Below are 15,948 nucleotides of genomic sequence, written 5' to 3' on the forward strand. Positions count from 1 at the left end.
TAAAAAAAATCAAAAATTTGTTTGAAAAATTACCCAAAGTTTTGTTTTTCAACCAAATATGTAGTCAATATTTTTTCGAAATTATCGCCAACATTTACCGGAACGTACTTAATTTGGTTCTTTGCACAGGTTAAAGCCAAGTTTTTAAAATAGTCTTCTACTCTCTTTTCGTATGCTTCTTTTACATTATCAGCAAAAATCGAAACTTCTTCTCCTGATTCTAAATCGATAAATTTCCTTGGCGTATTATCAAAATCAAACTTCAATTCGGTTTGATTATCAACCACATGAAACAAAACTACTTTATGTTTATTGTGTTTTAAATGTTGCAGGGCATTGAATAATTTTTCATCATCCTGAGTTTGGAACATATCTGTAAACAAAATAATCATCGAACGACGGTGCATTTTCTCCGCAATCTGATGCAGATACGTAATAGTATCCGTAGTTTTCTTTGCTTTTGGCTGTTCTAATAATTGTTCCAGTTTATTCAACAACATTCTGTGGTGGCGATCGCTTCCTTTTTCTGGAGCGTAATATTCGTAATGATCTGAGAAAACGCTTAAACCCACTGCATCGCGCTGTTTCTTTAAGATATTCATCAAAACTGCAGAAGCCAAAACCGCAAAACCTATCTTCTTTTCATAAAAAGGCTGATTCGATTTTAGTTCAGGATAATGCATGGAAGAGGAATTATCAACAATTAAATGACAACGTAAATTGGTTTCTTCCTCAAAACGTTTCGTGTACAAACGATCGGTTTTGGCAAATAATTTCCAGTCGATATGTTTCGTGCTTTCACCTGCATTATAAACCTTATGCTCGGCAAATTCTGCTGAAAATCCATGAAACGGACTTTTGTGCATTCCAGATATAAAACCTTCCACAACCTGATTTGCCAGCATTTCCAGATGCTGAAAACTCGAGACTTTCTCTATTTCCGATTCAATTTTCATTCGGTTTCTTTTTTAATATTTTGCGCTTTATAAAGCAAATCTGTCGCCATGAATAACTTGCGTTTCAAGATCGGACTAAAATTAGGGTTTTCTTTTAAGAATCGCTTTACTTCATCAAAAGCATATTTCGAGGAATATTTTCCAACCGTATTATCAAGCCAATCTTTTGGAAAGAAAATATCTCCCGTGCGCTGAATTTCGTCTACCAAATCTAGTGAAAATCTAATATACTTTTGAGCGCTTTCCTGACGAAGCGGATGATTTACATTGGCCAAACCAACCGAAACCCAAGATTCTTTTTCTCGATTGGCATCGTCTTTTAAAGATTCAATGAAAGCATTTCGAACCGATTCGTCTTTTGATAATGATGGAAGCAGAAATTCAAATCGCTTTTGCTTATCTGGATTTGTGATCGTTGTTCTTGTTTTTTCCAAAATTTCATCGGCTTTTTCATGTTTAAAAATCGCCAGATTCATTGCGATATTGGTAAAATCGTCTTCGTTTAATTTTAAATTCGGAATGACAATTTCTTTATTCCAAATCTGATATAATTTGGCTTTCGCCGAATCGGAATACGCAATTGAACTAAACAATCCAAACAAGGTCTTTTTAATATTAGCTGATAAATTCGCTGGTAAACGAGTAAACAAAGTGTAAGTAAGCTGTTTCTGCACTTTGTTTTGTTGCTTTTCTGTGAAGAATCTCCAATAAATCGTATTCAAATTATTAGACGCAATTCGTAACACCAATTCATTTTCTTCTGTTTGAATTCCCTTAAAAAAAGAATCAAAGGCTTTTTCTGGAGAAATATTTCCAATCAAAGTATTTTCATAAAGATTACTATAAGCAGAAGCTCTTGCCACCTCATCTTTTAAACTTGAAATTGCATTTAAATAATTCCCGTCAAGCGGAAAAACACCGTATCCAAAACCGTTATAATTGTAAATAATAAAAAGCGGTTTTTTAAGTCCAATGGCTTCTTTTAAAACCAAACTTTTATCTATGATATTTGCGGTCAAAACTTTTACTTCATTTGAATAAACCAATCCTATTTGAAAAATCTGAGGCCAAACGTTATTCGATTTATCTTCTGCTTGTTGTCTAATTTCAAAGTTTTTAATTTTGTTTTGAGCATCGTATTCGATATTATCTGAAAAAATTGCTCTTCCCGATTGGTTTACCCAAACTTCGCTCCATTTCTTCATATCCAAAGGCGTTTCGGCATCTAGAATTTCTACCAGATTATTCCAGTCCGCATTGTCGTTGGCATATTTGTGAATGTATTTTTGAATTCCCTTCTGGAAAGCTTCTTTTCCCATTGAAGCTTCTAACTGACGCATCATAATTGGAGCTTTATTATAAATCATAGCGCCATAAAGCGAACCTGCATCTTTCAAATTAGCCAAATGCTGTCGTATTGGATGTGTACCCAAAGAGCGATCTTCCGCAAAAGCGCTAGGATAATGCGCCGGGAAAAACTGCAGATTATGATTGACTTTCGGGAAAATTGGATTCATGATTTTGTCTGCCATAAAATTGGCAAAAACTTCTTTCATCCAAACATCGTCAAACCATTTCATCGTAACCAAATCGCCAAACCACATGTGTGAAGTCTCATGTGCAATGAGTTTGGCTCGGTTTAATTTCTCGCTGTCGGTGGCACTATTATCTAAAAACAAAGAAGATTCTCGGTATTGAATCGCACCAACATGTTCCATTCCGCCATATTGAAAAACAGGAATTGAAGCAAAATCCAGCTTCTGAAAAGGAAATTTATAGGTTGTATATTTTTCTAAAAAGTCTAACGATTGCTGGTGCAGATTGAAAATGGTATCGGTACTGATTTTTATTTTTTCAGGATTATTTTCGCGATACAGCATTGTCATTTCCATATTTGCTGGCTTTTGCTTTATGCTTTTAAATTTTCCAGCCACAAATGAAAATAAATACGTACTCATTTTATCCGATTCTCCAAAAATGTATGAAGTAAAATCCCCTTTTTCAACTTTCTCTTTTACATCGGCTCCAGCCAAAACCGACCAATCTTTTGGTACAGAAAGACTCAATTTATAAGTTGCTTTTATATCAGGCTGATCTAAACACGGAAATAAAGTACTTGCTCGATCTGGGACTAACAAAGTGTATAGAAAATCATCATTTCTGTTTAAAGATAAATTTCCGGCAATGAAGGTAATTGAAATGGTATTTTTTCCTGAAATCAAATTTTGAATAGGAATTACAATGTGTCCGTTTTGATGAACAATCGCAATATTTTTTGCATTAGCAGAAACTGATCGTATGTTTTGTGTTTTCTCTTTAAAATCTAAGATAAGAGGCTGACTTAAGTCTGACAAATTGAGATTTAGAGTTAAATCTGATTTGATATTTTCATTCTTCTGATTCGGGATTTCAAAAGACAATACATATTGTACATCCGAAATCTGCTTTTTACGAAATTGAGCCAATTGTTCTGAAACACCATTTTCTACAAGCACACTTTCTTTTACTTTAGATTGAGAGAAACCAATTGCAATAATCATCAAAAAACAGAAAGAAGTGTATAGAATTTTCATTTTTAAAGGAATATATAAGATTCGTTAAAAATAAAAAAAAAGGCTTGATTATTCATCAAACCTTTTACAAACTCACTAATTAAATATCCAAAAATAAATTATTCAGTTTGTTGAAAATCGAAACTTAAATCTCCTGCATTGTAACTAGAAGAAACATTGGTTGGGAAAGTCTGTGTCGTACCGCTTAACCATCTGTATTCGTTAAATGTTATATTTCCGGCTACGATAGGATATGTTACAATACTATTATCGGCTTTGCTTTTTTTATACCAATCATTAGAATTCATGGTGATCATGTATTTTTTATCTTTTTCCAAAGCCAATTCACTGATTTCTTTGGTTACCTGAACATCTGCTGTTGCTACATTTAAAGTTTCGGTACGAAGTACAGTTTTCGCTGTATAGTCCCAGATCGTTACACGCAGAGCAGAATTCGTCGCGGGTAATTTTAAGGTAATCGCCTTGATTTTTCCTTTTACAGTTGGCGTAAATGCCAATCCGAATTCATAATCCCCTGAGTTTATAAAATTAGTTACTGTAGAAAAACCTGTTTGAGTATAATAAGCTGCTAATGGATTTTCTGTTTCAAACTTTGGTGTATTATCCTTATCGTCGTCACTGCTGCATGAAACTGCCAATGCTGCGGTAATTAAAATTGCAAAAATTGTTTTGAAAGTTTTCATAATAGTATTTTTTGATTAGTTCCCTGATTTGGTTGTTTTATTGATTAAGGTTGAATATTAAAGCGTGCACAAACTTCTTCGTAGCTCATTTTAGAATAGTCTACTTTTGCAGCTTTTGATGTCGCTGCCGCAACGCCTCCAGGAATCAAAATATAGCGCCAGTTAAGACTTGCCGGAAGTGCTACTGTAGTACCATCATTAGCATGTTTAAATCGGAATAATTTGATAGTATTAAGGCTGCTAATCGCTGTAATGGTATTAATTGATCCTCCTGCTGTTGAGGTATAAGCAAGCGGAAAAACATTTGTTCCTGAGCCAAAAGTCATGTAAACTAAAACAGTTCCTTTAGACATAATATCGGCGGTTAATTGTGGCACCGAAATAGTAGTAGATAATCCATAAGTACCGTCAATTGTTTCTGGTGTTCCCGCCGGAGCATTTATCCAGCTGCTGTAAATTACATTTGCGGTTCCTGCAGCACCTTGTGCACCTTGTGCTCCATCAACTCCGTCTGTTCCGTCATCTCCGCTGCAAGAGATTATTGTAAAAGCAGCTAATAAAATTGTAAAAATGGTTTTAAAAGTTTTCATAATAATTTTAGTCTTAAAAAATTAGTCAAATGATTCTTATTTAATTCAATAACCTTATTTTTGTAAAACCCAAAAGCTTGTTGAACAGCTTCTGAATTAATTACAAGACAAATTTGCGCCAATAAAATCAGGGTAAAAACTGCCAATAGACAAACAACATTTTAAATAGACAGACAACATAAATTGAGTTTCGAATGATGAAAAAATACAGTTGTATTATTATTGATGATGACGAAATTGATAGATTAACCGTATTGTCTTTTGCCAAAAAATTTCCTGTTCTGGATATTATTGGTGTTTTTGAAGATGCCGAAGATGCACTTCCTTTCTTAGAAAAAGAAAAGGTAGATATTTTGTTTCTGGATATCGATATGCCAGGTTTAAACGGAATTGATTTTAGAAAACAAGCTCTGGAAATTCCGGTTTGTGTATTCATAACCGCACATCCTGAACATGCAGTTGAAAGTTTTCAGATAGAAACTCTGGATTTCATTGTAAAACCTCTAAAACTAGATCGCTTTACACAAACCATGAACCGCATTGAGGAGTTTATGGAAATCAAACTCAAAGCTTCTCTTTTTGAAGCCAGCATTGGCGGCGATACTATTTATATAAAAGAAGGCCACGAACAGACCAAAGTAAAACTGCACGAAATTTTATATCTCGAAGCGCTAAAGGATTATACCTTAATAATCACAAACAAAAAAAGACATTGCGTGTTGTCGAGTATTGGAAATTTATTGAAAGAAGATCATTTTCAATCTTTTATTCGTATTCACAGAAGTTATGCCGTACAGAAACAGTTTATCCAGAAAATGAATTCTTCAGAAATTATCCTGAACAACAATGTTTCTATTCCAGTTGGCAGAAGTTACAAAGAAAACCTAAACCTGATTTAAATGACGCAAGCTCGATTTTTGTTTTTGTTTCTCATTACTTTTTCTGTTTTTGGGCAGCAAGAACCAAATTTGGCAAGACTTAAATCTACTGATGAAAAACTAAAAGTTTGGCTCAAATACACCAATGAACTTTTGGATTTGGAAGATTATCCAAAACTAATTGTTGAAGCACAAAAGGGAATTCAACTGGCTAAAAATCATCCCGCTTATATCAGCCGATTTTATCTTCAAATTGGGACTGCTTACGAATTCAGCAACAATCAATATCCAAAAGCATTAATCAATTACGAGCAATCGTGGAAATACGCCCGAAAAGCCAATCATCTTAAAAATGAAACTTCGGCTATAATGCGCTTAAATTATGTGTATTATTCTGTTCAGGATACCATCAAAAGAAAAAATCTGATTGATTACATCAAAAAGGTACTCGATACTACAAAGAATGTTTATACGCAATCTGTTCTAAACGGAAGTCTTGGCGAATATTATCTTGATTATGCTGAATATGAGAATTTTATTAAGTATCAGCTAAAAGCAATTAATTATAAAAAACAACTTCCGAAAAGCATTCCAAATACCGAAAATATTGGGGTTTCCTACAGTCAGATTGCCAGCGCTTATATCAAAATGAAACAATTTGATAAGGCAATCGAATATTTAAATGAAGCCGCTCCTTATATTAAAACTTCGCCTTATGTAAGTGCTTTTTCGTGCAACTATTATATGCAATGCTTTTCGGCCCAGAAAAAAACAGATAGTGTTCTTAAATATTACAAGTTAATATATACTTACCCTACGGTTAAAGATTCGCTTTATCTTAATCTTAGTTTTGCTAACCAAAGTATGTCTAAATTTTATGCCGATAAAAGACAGATTAATACCGCTTATAATTATGCCAAAAAAGCAGTTTTGTTTGGACAAAAATCAACAGATGAGGAAATTCTAATGGAAGCCAACACCATTATGGGAAGGGTTTTATATGAAAAGAAAGATTATAAAAATGCGATTGAAACATTAAAAAAAGCGTCTGTCAATGCGCTTAATTACGATAAAGAATTCTTTGTAACCATAAACAAAAAACTTTCGCAGAGTTATGCCGCACTCGGACTTTGGAAAGAAGCCTATTATTATAACGAAATCTACAGTAAATATAATGATGAAATGATGCAGGAATCTGCCAAGCAGAATATTGCCAATGCCGAAGCCCGTTATCAGAACAAAACCAAACAGCAGAAAATTCAAAACCTTTCAACCGAAAACACGATTAAAAACATACAAATTTCCGAAGCCAAAAAACAGCGTTTGTTTCTAATTTCGGGATTGGCGCTTGTTGGTATTATTGGATTATTATTGTTTAGGCAAAGTCAAATTAGAAAGAAAACCAATAAAAAATTACAGCTTTTAAATCAGGAACTTGATGAAGCCAATAAAATAAAAGCACGATTCTTCAGCATTTTAAACCATGATTTAAGAAGTCCTGTTTCAAATCTGATTCATTTTCTGCATCTTCAAAAAGAAAGTCCTGAATTGATAGACGAAGAAACTGCACAGCGAATGCAGACCAAAATCATTTCGGGTGCGGAGAATTTATTATCGTCTATGGAAGATATCCTGCTTTGGAGCAAAGGACAAATGGAAAATTTCAAACCTCATTTTAAAGAAATTCCTGTTGAAACAGTTTTTGAAGAAACACGGAAACATTTCTCAAGTATTGATAACATTTCCATTTCATTTGAAAATCCAGAAAATATCGTTCTAAACACCGATGAAAATTACCTGAAAACCATCATTAGAAACCTTACCGGAAATGCCATAAAAGCATTGGATAAAACCAAAAACCCAAGCATAATCTGGAAAGCCGGACAAAAAGATCATCAATTTTATCTTTCCATAACCGATAATGGTCCTGGAGGAACTCAGGAAAAATTCAAAGCACTATACGACGAATCAGAAGTTATAGGAATTAAATCCGGTTTAGGACTGCATCTAATTCGTGATCTGGCAAACGCTATTAACTGCAAAATAGAAGTTTGTTCTAAGCCAGGTTTAGGAACAACTTTTACGATTAAGTTTTAAATAAATTTTCGCCACGAATTCACGAATTGTTTGTTGCTTAAAAACCAGATTGGGATAAATTTCACGGATAAATTAGCTGCGATTTTAATTCGTGTAATCTGAGCAAAAACATTTCCTGTATCAATAATTCGTGAATTCGTGGCGGAAAAAACCAAATAAAAAAGGCTTGACTTTCGTCAAACCTTCTTTATATCAAATATAATCGTCTGATTATAATAAAGCGTCTAAGCTGTCAGCGTAGGCTTGTTTAGGAGCTACTCCTACTTGTTTGCCTACCACTTCACCATTTTGGAAAACCAAAACAGTTGGTATGTTACGCACACCATATTTAGCAGCGAATTCTTGGTTAGCATCTACATCTACTTTACCAACAACTACTTTACCTGCATACTCTTCGCTTAATTGGTCGATGATCGGACCAACCATTCTACAAGGACCGCACCATGCTGCCCAAAAATCTACCATTACTGGTTTATCTGATTTTAAAACTACTTCATCAAAAGTAGCATCTGTTATTGCTAATGCCATAATTATTTTTCTTTAAAGTTATCTTCAGTTCCTTATCTCGGAGAGACTTTCAAAAAACTTTCAGAACTGAGGTACAAAGTTAAAAATTAAAAACAAATCATACACTATCCCGAAATTAGTTTTGATTATAAATGCATCGTCAATAATTATACTATTCACATGTGCTTTATTTACAAGCATTAATGTGTTGTAAAATAAAATCGTTTTTTATTAGTACCTTTAATCATCCTGAAAATACCACACTTATGAAGGAAACTCTACTTCAGATCAAAACCTTTTTCCAATCTCAGCGTTTTAAAAGATATGCAAAACGTTTAGGATTTGCTTTTTTAGGATTGATTGCATTATTATTACTTGCCTCTGGAGGATTATCGATTTACTTCAATCAGAACAAAAAAGAAATCATTGCCAAAATAAACGATAAAATCAATGAAAATATAAACGGACAATTTCACGTGGGTGATTTTCATTATAAGTTTTTAACCGGTTTCCCGAATTTTACTCTGGCTTTAAAAGATGTCGAAATCAGAGACAATCAATGGAATATTCACAAACATACTTTATTAAAAGCGGATGAAATTGAAGCTCGTTTAAACATTTGGAGCTTGCTGAAACAAGAAATCAACATTCATAAAATCTTGATTAACGATGCTGATATTTACATTTATAAAGCCGAAAATGGGTATTCGAATGTAAACATCTTTAAACTCAAAAAGAAAAAACCAAAATCTGAAAAAGAAAAAACCGAAACGACAATTGAAAATGTAAATCTCAACGATGTTCATATTACAATCGACAATCAGCTGGGACATAAATTATTTGATTTTGAAGTTGCGAATCTGCAATCGAAAGTAGAATATGAAAACAACAACTGGCGAACCAACCTGTATTTAAAAACCAAAATAAACAGCCTCGCTTTTAATACCGTTCACGGAAGTTTTGCTAAGAGCAAAGATCTTGAAGGTAATTTTGATATTGCCTATTCTGAAGAGAAACAGAAAATAAATATAGAAACCCAAAAGCTCAAAATTGGTTCTGATTCATTCGACATTAAAGCTTTTTTTGATATTGGGAAAAACAGTTCCCTTTTCGGAATCAATATCGAAACCCGAATTCTTTGGCGAAATGCTTCCAATCTTTTGTCGGCCAATATAACCGCTAAACTCAATCAATTCGATTTAAAGAAACCTATAAAGGTAAATTGCAGTCTGTTAGGCGATCTTAATGCGCAAGGCGATCCTAAAATTGTAGTGCAGGCACTTATAAAAAACAACGAACTTTCCATTCCCGACGGTTTGTTTACCAATTGCAGTTTCGGAGGAATTTTTACCAATAATTTCAAACCTCAAAACGGATTTAACGATCCCAATTCGGCTATTATTTTAACCCGTTTTACAGGAGAATATGAGAATATTCCGCTTACGATTCCGCAGGCTGTTATCAATAATTTAGAAAAACCGATTGCTACCGGACTCGTAAATGCCGATTTTGATGCTGCCAAACTTAACGGAATGGCAAATGAAAAAATACTTCATTTTGAAAGCGGTCATGTGCGTGCCAATTTAAAATTTCAGTTTGATATTGTCGATTTATACATCAACAAACCGCGTGTTTTAGGAAATGTTGATATTGATAAAACAACTTTCGATTATATCCCGAAAAACATTCGCGCCGAAAAAACCGATGTAAAACTATCTTTTACAGAACAAGCGCTTTACATTCAGAAGATTGCTTACAAGCACAAGAAAAATATCATTCAGATCGACGGACGAATCGATAATTTCCTAAACCTATATTACGATGCTCCCGAAAAAATGGTCGTAAACTGGAATATCTATTGCCCTAATATTGATGTAAAACAATTTTTAGGTGTTTTAAAAAGAAATCCAGCGCAAAGAACCGTCCAGAAAAAGACGACGCAGAAAAATGTCAATTTCTCAAACCAATTAAAAGCGGTAATTGAAAAATGTACTGCCGTTATCAATCTAAAAGCAGATAAAATCAATTACGGAAAACTAACCGCAACCAATACACGCGCCACTTTGCAAATGCTCAACTCAAAACTGCTGCTCAAAAACGGAAATCTGCAGACTTCCGGAGGATCTATTAATTTTAGCGGTGCTATCGAACCAAATGGTAATCATTATGTTTTCAGTTCAATGGCACAGGTAAATCGAGTGGATATTGCAAGCTTTTTAAAGTCATTTAATAACTTCGGAATTACATCTTTTAGTCCGAAAAACCTACGCGGAAAACTCAGCAGTAATGCCAATGTCACTGGATTAATGAGCAGTAAAGGCGATTTGATTGTGAATTCGATGAGAGGGAAATTAAATTTCAAGGTCACACAAGGCGCTTTACTTCACTTTGAACCCATTGAAAAAATAGGCAAACTTGCTTTTCCGCTGCGTGATGTCGAGAATATTACATTCAGCGATTTATCTGGCGATCTTAATCTGCGCGGCGAACAAGTCGATGTCAAAAATCTAACCATAAGCTCCAGCGTTTTAAACTTTGATATTGAAGGAATTTATTCTTTTGGCCGAGGCACCAATCTCGCCCTTACCATCCCGCTCCGAAATTCCAAAAACGACGCCCAGCTTTCCCAATCCGAACGCGACGCCGTCCGTGACCGTGGAATTGTCCTGCATTTACTAGCAGTTGATGATAATGGAAAAATGAAAATTAAGTGGGGGAAGAAGGGGAAGTAGCTTTGTTTTTGTAATTTTTACTCAAAAGATATTGCACTTATTTTTATATTTGAATTTTAGCAAATTGAAATCACTACAAGAATGGCTGCAACAAGACTTTGGACAAAAGACGAATTAATTCTTGCTTTTAATTTATATCTAAAAATTCCCTTTGGAAAAACTCACACTGGTAATCCCAAAATAAATGAACTTGCGAAACTAATTGATAGAACTCCAGCATCAATTGTTATGAGACTCGGCAATTTTGCCAGTATCGATCCATTTCACATAAATAGAGGCATTAGTGGTCTACTAAATGGAATGAATCAAGTTCGTCCCATTTGGGATGAATTCTTCAACAATCAAGAAGAATTAATTTTTCAGAGTGAAAAAATTCTTGCTCAAAAACAGAATACTTCAATTGAAAACAAATATCAAGATTTACTTTCTGATATAAATAATGTGAAAGGAATAGATGTTTTAAGAACAGTAAAAACAAGAGTAAACCAATCTGTATTCAGAGAAATAATTTTAGCCAATTACAATACTAAATGTGCTATTTCAGGTATTGATATCCCAGAACTTTTATTAGCAAGTCATATAATGCCTTGGTCAAGAAATGAAGAACATCGTTTAAACCCTGAAAATGGAATTTGTTTTTCTGCTCTTTACGATAAAGCATTCGACAAAGGTTTGATTGGCATAAACCTAAACCATGAAATAATTCTTTCTGATACTATTAAAAGAAAAAAAGATACCGATTTCTATGCGCAGCATTTTAATTCTATTGAAAATCAAAAAATAATTGAAGCTCAAAAATATTCGCCAAGAAAAGAATTTCTAGAATATCATTTAGACACAATCTTCAATAAATAATTAATATTACAAAAAACCAAAAAGCCACTTCATCAGTGGCTTTTTCAATTCTATACATTATTCAACCTCAAAATAAGGATTCAATATCTCAGCTAACTCATTCAGCCAGAAATAACCTTGTTCAACCGACTTTGGATCGATTTGCAGGGTTTCACATTCTCGCATCAGAGACATGGCCAGAAGATAATTTACTTTTCGGATTGCTTTTGCGAAACTTTTAGGATCTGTGGCCTGATTGAAAAATTCATTTAACCGCAATTCTGTTTCTTTCGAAAGGGTGTTTAGACTCATAATCTGAAATTTTAAGGAATATAAACCCGCATGGGTTAGCTGTCCTACGCATTTCAGAGCGTTGCAGTTGTTTCCAATACCGCCAGCGTACCACACGGGCAAGAAGTTTTGTTGTGTTCATGTTCTGAAATTTTAGGACTGCAAAGGTATCAAAAAAATTAGTGGTAATTCAAGCAACATAATAATTGATTTGAAAATTTTGTATGAATTTATTGATCTTAAAAAAATATGTCTTCTATACGATTCAGCTTATACTTGAGGATAAAACAAACCTTAAAAATCGATAAACTTTTCATAATGTTTCCTTAACTAGCTTGGCTTTTCAGGCGAAAAAAGATAAGTTTGAGTAACAATCATTAAATATAAAAGCGTTATGAAAATTCAGATCAACACCGACAAAAACATTGATGGACACGCAAGATTAGAAACCTACTTTTCTGGAGAATTAGAAAAAGGTTTAGCACGTTTTGAAGATAAAATAACTCGTATAGAAGTGCATTTTGGAGATGAAAATGGCGAGAAATTCAGCTTGCATGATAAAAAATGCGTAATTGAGGTACGTCCTGTAAAATTACAGCCAATCACTGTTACAGAACACGCCGAAACACTTGAAAAAGCTTTTAGCGGTGCTTTGAGCAAAATAAAAAAATCCCTTACTACCACATTCGAAAAAATAAAAGCGCATTAAATTTCAAAATAGATAAAAAAAAGACGTTTCAATCGAAACGTCTTTTTTTTATCTATTTTGAAAAGGTTCAAAGATGCAAAGTTTCTTTGCGCTTGTTTTCGCTTTGAACCTTTGTCACTTTGCTCCTTTGTACCTCTTCCTTATGATTTTGGCAGAGGCGCTCCCACAGCAATGTCACATCTGTGGCCCGGTTGTCCGTGAGGCGGGTTCATTCCTTCTGCAACTGTTTGATTCGCATCTGAACTTAACAATGCTGGAACCGGATTTGAAGCCGGCTGAGAAACCGTAAAGTTTTGTGTTGAGGTTCCGCTTACTGGAGTTGAGGTCGATGCTGTAGTTTTAGCAGCCGGAGAATTTAAAGGCGCTCCAACTGGAATATCACATCTGTGTCCTGGCTGACCATGAGGCGGATTCATTCCTTTTGCTGTTTTAACCTGAGCAGTTGTTGTAGTTGTTACTACATTTTGCTGGTTCGGGTTTACTTGTACTGTCTGTGCTTGAGTTGCTGTAGTTTGTCCTTGCGCAGGCGTATTTAATGGCGCTCCAACTGGAATATCGCAACGGTGTCCCGGTTGTCCGTGCGCAGGATTTAATCCTTTTGTGTCTGCTAATACAGAATTTGGATTTGTTGTCTGCGTATTTTGCACAGCCGTTGCAGCTGGTTTAGTAGTATCTTTTGCAAGTCCTAGTCTGACTAATTCAGATGTTGCCGTAGTTTCTTGTGGTTCTAATTCTTTTTTGCAGGAAATGAAAACCATCGAAGCAATAACAAGTGAGGTTATAAAGATTTTCGAATTCATATTTGTGGTATTTTTTGAAGCACTCAAATATACTGGTTTTTTCGGGATTACACTATATATCTACTTAAAGCGTAAAACAAGTTTCATCTTTTTAAAAAATTAATACCTTTAAAGTCAAATACAATCTCTCATGAAAAAAACAATCCTATTTCTTTTATTAGCCGTTTCATTTGCAAACGCTCAAACCAACAAAGATCAAATCAACAAAACCTTAGATGCTTGGCATAAAGCTGCAGGTGAGGTCAAATTTGATGCTTATTTTAATGTTTTGGCCGATGATGCCATTTACATTGGTACCGATGCGACAGAAAATTGGACCAAAAAAGAATTTTCTGTTTGGGCAAAACCTTTTTTCGACAAAGGCACAACATGGAATTTTAAAGCTCTAGAACGTCATATCTTTTTTGACAAATCTGGAAAATTAGCGTGGTTTGATGAATTACTAGATACTCAAATGAAAATCTGCCGTGGTTCTGGTGTTTTAGTTAAAGAAGGAAAAGAATGGAAAATCAAACATTATGTGTTATCCATGACAATTCCGAATGATGAGGTTGATGCCGTAACCAAAATAAAATCGCCAATTGAAGATGCTTTGATCGCAAAGCTTCAAAAAAAATAAACATTTTTTGGTTTTATTCTTATAAACATAACTTTTAGAGCAGTTTACAGCATTAGATAAGAAATTAATTATAACATATTCTGCAAAAACAGCATATTTTAGAAAGTTAAAAATAAGATAGTCTCAAAAAAACAGAACGAATTTTAAAAAATTAACCAAAATAAAACAACAACCTCTAATTTAACAGCCTTCAAAACAACAATCTTTATTTTTTTTTAACTTTGACCCCAAAAAAAATAGGGTTAAACAAAGTATTTTTAAAAATGAAAATAGAAAAACGCTGGATCATTTCTTTTATCATGATAAGTGTCGTGTGCACAATAGGTGCATTTTGGCCAACGGTAACAGAAAATAATTATGTTTTATCAGAATTTGGCACAACAGACAATATTGTTCCTGCTGATGTTGCTTGGATGCTTACTTCAAGTTGTCTTGTATTAATTATGACACCGGGATTATCTTTCTTTTACGGCGGAATGGTAGGCAGAAAGAACGTGATTTCTACAATGCTTCAAAGTTTTATCTGCCTTGGTGTGGTAACTCTTTTATGGGTTGTGGTGGCTTTTAGTCTTGCTTTTGGAGAGCCTGTTGGTTTTGGTTCAGGAGATCATTTTTACAGTTTCTTCGGAAATCCAACTACGTTTGCTTTTATGGATTATGTGGGTGTTCTTCCTCATAAACAATTGGCAAGTACGATTCCGTTTATGCTTTTTGCTTTGTTTCAAATGAAATTTGCAATTATCTGTCCTGCAATTATCACAGGTTCATTTGCAGAACGTGTTCGTTTTATCTCGTATTTGGTATTCATTAGTTTATTTACCATTTTTATATATGCTCCTTTATGTCATGCTGTTTGGTATCCAACAGGTGTTTTAGGAAGCTATTTTGGAGTTAAAGATTTCGCTGGAGGAACTGTAGTTCATATGAGTTCTGGTTTTGCGGCTTTGGCGGGAGTTATTGTTTTAGGGAAAAGAAAAAACAGCCAGCACATTCCAACTAATATTCCGTTTGTATTATTAGGAACCGGAATGTTATGGTTTGGATGGTTTGGTTTCAACGCTGGATCGGCACTTGCAGCTAACGGAACTGCTGCTATGGCTTTTGCTACAACTACAACTTCATCTGCCGCTGCGATGTTAACTTGGATTTTCTTTGACAGAATGAACGGAAGAAAAGTCTCTGCTCTTGGTGCTTGTATTGGTGCTGTTGTAGGTCTGGTGGCAATTACGCCAGCTGCAGGATTTGTTTCTGTTCCAGAAAGTATGTTCTTCGGATTTGTAACAGCATTGGTTTCTAACACAGCTGTAAACTGTAAATATTCAAAAAGATTCGACGATACACTTGACGTTTTTGCGTGCCACGGTGTTGGCGGAATCATGGGAATGATTTTAACTGCTATTTTTGCTCATGGAGAAAATGCAAGTTTGCTTCACGGAGGATGGAGCGTTTTCGGGCATCACATGATGGCATTGGTTTTAGTATCTATCTTTACTTTCTTTGGAGCCTATTTCTTATTTAAAGTAACGAACTTCATTATTCCGTTACGAGTTTCAGAAGAATCAGAACATATCGGATTAGATTTATCGCAGCACGATGAAACACTTGACCCAAAATTAAAACCAATTACAGAACCACATTACGGTTAAATTTTTTTTTCCGCCACGAATTCACAAATTATT

At 34.4% G+C, this 15,948-nt stretch carries 14 protein-coding genes; 7 read left to right on the forward strand and 7 right to left on the reverse strand.

All coding sequences use genetic code 11. The features are described 5' to 3' along the window. Nucleotides 1-29 precede the first annotated feature (29 nt). The 4 genes from P2W75_RS03415 to P2W75_RS03430 form a co-directional block, all read right to left on the reverse strand. On the reverse strand, nucleotides 30-956 hold the full coding sequence (locus tag P2W75_RS03415; RefSeq protein ID WP_276378926.1) for a DUF58 domain-containing protein: 927 nt from the start codon (nucleotides 954-956) through the stop codon (nucleotides 30-32). Next, the gene (locus P2W75_RS03420; protein ID WP_276378927.1) at nucleotides 953-3,529 is read right to left on the reverse strand and encodes a M1 family aminopeptidase; all 2,577 of its coding nucleotides are present in this window, start codon (nucleotides 3,527-3,529) and stop codon (nucleotides 953-955) included. The genes P2W75_RS03415 and P2W75_RS03420 overlap by 4 nt, the downstream gene beginning before the upstream one ends. Before the next feature lie 98 nt (nucleotides 3,530-3,627). Next, nucleotides 3,628-4,212: a hypothetical protein gene (locus tag P2W75_RS03425; protein WP_276378928.1), complete on the reverse strand. Its 585-nt coding sequence runs from the start codon at nucleotides 4,210-4,212 to the stop codon at nucleotides 3,628-3,630. Between the two features lie 44 nt (nucleotides 4,213-4,256). After that, the gene (locus P2W75_RS03430) at nucleotides 4,257-4,802 is read right to left on the reverse strand and encodes a hypothetical protein (RefSeq protein ID WP_207298123.1); all 546 of its coding nucleotides are present in this window, start codon (nucleotides 4,800-4,802) and stop codon (nucleotides 4,257-4,259) included. Nucleotides 4,803-4,996: 194 nt separating this feature from the next. Between P2W75_RS03430 and P2W75_RS03435 the strand changes: the two genes are divergently transcribed. After that, a complete protein-coding gene (locus P2W75_RS03435; protein WP_276378929.1) occupies nucleotides 4,997-5,701 on the forward strand; it encodes a LytTR family DNA-binding domain-containing protein in 705 nt (234 codons plus the stop codon). Then, the gene (locus tag P2W75_RS03440; protein ID WP_276378931.1) at nucleotides 5,702-7,777 is read left to right on the forward strand and encodes an ATP-binding protein; all 2,076 of its coding nucleotides are present in this window, start codon (nucleotides 5,702-5,704) and stop codon (nucleotides 7,775-7,777) included. A 210-nt stretch (nucleotides 7,778-7,987) separates the two neighbouring features. On the opposite strand, the gene trxA is transcribed toward P2W75_RS03440, so the two are convergent. Next, nucleotides 7,988-8,305, reverse strand: a complete 318-nt coding sequence (trxA, locus tag P2W75_RS03445) for a thioredoxin (RefSeq protein ID WP_008466289.1) — start codon at nucleotides 8,303-8,305, stop codon at nucleotides 7,988-7,990. Nucleotides 8,306-8,550: 245 nt separating this feature from the next. Here trxA and P2W75_RS03450 point away from each other — a divergent pair, with 245 nt between their 5' ends. Then, the gene (locus tag P2W75_RS03450; protein WP_276378934.1) at nucleotides 8,551-11,016 is read left to right on the forward strand and encodes an AsmA-like C-terminal region-containing protein; all 2,466 of its coding nucleotides are present in this window, start codon (nucleotides 8,551-8,553) and stop codon (nucleotides 11,014-11,016) included. Between the two features lie 81 nt (nucleotides 11,017-11,097). Beyond that, entirely contained in the window at nucleotides 11,098-11,871 is a 774-nt protein-coding gene (locus P2W75_RS03455) for an HNH endonuclease (RefSeq protein WP_276378935.1), read from the forward strand. 57 nt (nucleotides 11,872-11,928) lie between these two features. Here P2W75_RS03455 and P2W75_RS03460 read toward each other — a convergent pair whose 3' ends face one another. Then, nucleotides 11,929-12,162, reverse strand: a complete 234-nt coding sequence (locus P2W75_RS03460) for a hypothetical protein (protein WP_207298675.1) — start codon at nucleotides 12,160-12,162, stop codon at nucleotides 11,929-11,931. 373 nt (nucleotides 12,163-12,535) lie between these two features. On the opposite strand from P2W75_RS03460, the gene P2W75_RS03465 reads away from it, so the two are divergent. Further along, nucleotides 12,536-12,850, forward strand: a complete 315-nt coding sequence (locus tag P2W75_RS03465; protein WP_207298128.1) for an HPF/RaiA family ribosome-associated protein — start codon at nucleotides 12,536-12,538, stop codon at nucleotides 12,848-12,850. Nucleotides 12,851-12,990: 140 nt separating this feature from the next. Here the strand turns inward: P2W75_RS03465 and P2W75_RS03470 are convergent, their stop codons facing one another. After that, complete coding sequence (locus P2W75_RS03470; protein ID WP_276378937.1) at nucleotides 12,991-13,650, reverse strand: hypothetical protein; 660 nt, start codon at nucleotides 13,648-13,650, stop codon at nucleotides 12,991-12,993. A gap of 130 nt (nucleotides 13,651-13,780) precedes the next feature. On the opposite strand from P2W75_RS03470, the gene P2W75_RS03475 reads away from it, so the two are divergent. Continuing rightward, nucleotides 13,781-14,269: a nuclear transport factor 2 family protein gene (locus P2W75_RS03475; protein ID WP_276378938.1), complete on the forward strand. Its 489-nt coding sequence runs from the start codon at nucleotides 13,781-13,783 to the stop codon at nucleotides 14,267-14,269. A gap of 263 nt (nucleotides 14,270-14,532) precedes the next feature. Then, nucleotides 14,533-15,915: an ammonium transporter gene (locus tag P2W75_RS03480; RefSeq protein ID WP_207298131.1), complete on the forward strand. Its 1,383-nt coding sequence runs from the start codon at nucleotides 14,533-14,535 to the stop codon at nucleotides 15,913-15,915. Nucleotides 15,916-15,948 lie beyond the last annotated feature (33 nt).

Source organism: Flavobacterium sp. H4147 (assembly GCF_029360735.1).
In the GTDB taxonomy this organism is placed as follows: domain Bacteria; phylum Bacteroidota; class Bacteroidia; order Flavobacteriales; family Flavobacteriaceae; genus Flavobacterium; species Flavobacterium endoglycinae.